Source organism: Pseudomonas edaphica (assembly GCF_005863185.1).
In the GTDB taxonomy this organism is placed as follows: Bacteria; Pseudomonadota; Gammaproteobacteria; order Pseudomonadales; family Pseudomonadaceae; genus Aquipseudomonas; species Aquipseudomonas edaphica.
The window spans coordinates 1-2,212 of the sequence record NZ_VBVZ01000825.1; the positions used below are offsets into that span (position 1 = coordinate 1).

5 protein-coding genes are annotated in these 2,212 nt (G+C 58.2%); 2 read left to right on the forward strand and 3 right to left on the reverse strand.

Annotated features, from left to right (window positions below; translation table 11 throughout):
- Positions 1-116: 116 nt before the first annotated feature.
- From FEM54_RS30955 to FEM54_RS30965, 3 genes are all read right to left on the reverse strand, one after another.
- Positions 117-428: an AzlD domain-containing protein gene (locus tag FEM54_RS30955; RefSeq protein ID WP_138454110.1), complete on the reverse strand. Its 312-nt coding sequence runs from the start codon at positions 426-428 to the stop codon at positions 117-119.
- Entirely contained in the window at positions 425-1,120 is a 696-nt protein-coding gene (locus FEM54_RS30960) for an AzlC family ABC transporter permease (protein WP_017138830.1), read from the reverse strand. The genes FEM54_RS30955 and FEM54_RS30960 overlap by 4 nt, the downstream gene beginning before the upstream one ends.
- A 75-nt stretch (positions 1,121-1,195) precedes the next feature.
- Entirely contained in the window at positions 1,196-1,411 is a 216-nt protein-coding gene (locus FEM54_RS30965) for a hypothetical protein (RefSeq protein ID WP_017138831.1), read from the reverse strand.
- 179 nt (positions 1,412-1,590) lie between these two features.
- On the opposite strand from FEM54_RS30965, the gene FEM54_RS30970 reads away from it, so the two are divergent.
- Together FEM54_RS30970 and FEM54_RS30975 are read left to right on the forward strand one after the other, a co-directional pair.
- Entirely contained in the window at positions 1,591-1,947 is a 357-nt protein-coding gene (locus tag FEM54_RS30970; RefSeq protein WP_138454111.1) for a metalloregulator ArsR/SmtB family transcription factor, read from the forward strand.
- Between the two features lie 19 nt (positions 1,948-1,966).
- A partial coding sequence (locus FEM54_RS30975) for an ArsB/NhaD family transporter (protein WP_276614939.1) occupies positions 1,967-2,212 on the forward strand: 246 nt, incomplete at its 3' end.

Here is a 2,212-nt window from a genome sequence, read left to right on the forward strand (position 1 = left end):
AGCCCACTTACAACAGACTTCGTGTTAACCGGTTGTGTAGATGCCTACGCTGCGATGGCGGTCTTTTGGTGTACATATCCGTCACCGCAGCAACGGATATACACCCATAGCCCCTCTCAAAAGCACCACCGAAACAAATAAAACAATCCCATGCTCAACAGCACCGTAATCAACACGCTACGCGTCCAAAACATCAAGGCCACCGCGCAGACTCCCGCCAGCAAGTAAGGATTCGTCGGGCTCAAATTCAGCGTGTGATCAGCGAGAAAAATAATCGGCCCGCTGATCGCCGTCAGCATGCCCGGCACCGCAAACCCCAGGAACTCCCGCGCCCCCCGATTAAGCCGTACCGGCAGGCGCGGCTCGATAAACAGGTATCGGTTAAGGAAAACCACCAGCCCCATGGCCACAATCATGATGTAGATCACTTCTGCCCTACCCCCAGCCGCTTGCAGGCAAACCCCGCACTCATGCCCAACACCCCGGACACCACCACCGCCGACTCCCAGTGCAAAAAGCTCAACCACACCGAAAACAGCAACGACACCGCCACGCACACAACCGTCGGCACATCACGCACCACGGGTGTGATCAACGCGATAAAGGTGGCGGCAATCGAAAACTCCAACCCCAACTGGTCAAGCCCGGGAATGCTTTTGCCAAGCACGATGCCAGCCAGGGTGAAGAGGTTCCAGGCGATGTAGAACGTCAGGCCCACCCCCAGCGCATACCAGCGATTGAACGTCTCGCGGTCATAGTGGTTGACCAGCGCGAAGAACTCATCGGTCAGCAGAAAGCCCAGGCTCATGCGCCAGCGGGCGTTGAGTGACGAGAGTGTCGGGCGCATGTGCATGCCGTAGAGCAAATGTTGGGAAGTCAGCAGCAGCGTGGTCAGCACGATCGAGATCAGGCTGGCGCCGCTCTTGACCATGCCGATGGCCACCAGCTGCGCGGCACCGGCAAACACGATGGCGGACAAGCCTTGGGCCTGCAGCGGGGTAAATTGCGCATCAATGGCCATGGAGCCGGCGAGCAGCCCCCACGGCGCACAGGCCAGGGATAACGGGATAACGGCGATAGCGCCGCGGGCGAAGGCGTAATGCGGCAAGGCAGTGGGCATGGAGACGGCTCATCGACAGACAGTCGACAAGCATGCCAGCGTTTAAAGCGGGTTGTCTTGAACGATCTTGCTCACTCAGGCGAGCTTGACCGATACCTGCTCCACCGAGTCGCGCGCCTCACGCAATTCATGGGCGTCCTGATTGAGCCGGTGAATGGTGTTGAGCAGGCGTTGGCGCAGCACTTCATCGCCGAGCTTTTCGACGGCGCGCATCAGGTCAAACGCCGCGGTTTCGTTATTGTCCGCGACGGAATCGAGGGTCTTGCGCAGGTTGCGAGTGGCACGGGTCACGCGGGTTCATCCTTCATCAGCAATGGGCAGGCACTTTAGGACATTCGTGTTTCATTTTAATTTCAGTCACTTGTGGTGGATTGAGCGGGGTTTGATCCACATCAATCGAATTCAGGAATTGACCTACATATATGGATATTCGTATATTCGGATAACCATATACAAAGAAGACCCTGATCATGTCGGCCCCCTTCTCACCGCCCACCCTGTTCAAATGCCTGGCTGACGCGACTCGCGCCCGCTTGACGTTATTGATCCTGCGCGAAGGCGAACTTTGCGTGTGCGAACTGATCCATGCTCTGGACGACAGCCAGCCAAAGATCTCCCGGCACCTGGCGCAACTGCGCAGTTGCGGGCTGCTGCTGGATCGTCGTCAGGGCCAATGGATCTACTACCGCATCAACCCGGCACTGCCCGCCTGGGTCACGCAAGTGCTGGACACTACCTTGCAAGCCAACCAACCCTGGTTGCACCACGACGCGCAGCGTCTTGATGCCATGGGTGACCGACCACAACGGGCCAGCACCTGCTGCTGAGCCATCGGAGCGTTTATTCATGCTTGTCGCAATTGGCATTTTTATCTTCACCATCGTTCTGGTCATCTGGCAGCCCAAAGGCCTCGGGGTCGGCTGGAGTGCAAGCATGGGCGCCATTCTGGCCCTGGCCTGCGGGGTGATCAGCCTGGCGGATATTCCGGTGGTGTGGCACATCATCTGGAACGCCACCGGCACCTTTGTTGCGCTGATCATCATCAGCCTGCTGCTCGACGAAGCCGGCTTCTTTGCCTGGACCGCCCTGCAC

Bases quoted from the DNA above. Each gene is read 5' to 3' on its own strand.
- FEM54_RS30960 (WP_017138830.1), bottom strand. From the start codon at position 1,120: ATGCCCACTGCCTTGCCGCATTACGCCTTCGCCCGCGGCGCTATCGCC.
- FEM54_RS30970 (WP_138454111.1), top strand. From the start codon at position 1,591: ATGTCGGCCCCCTTCTCACCGCCCACCCTGTTCAAATGCCTGGCTGAC.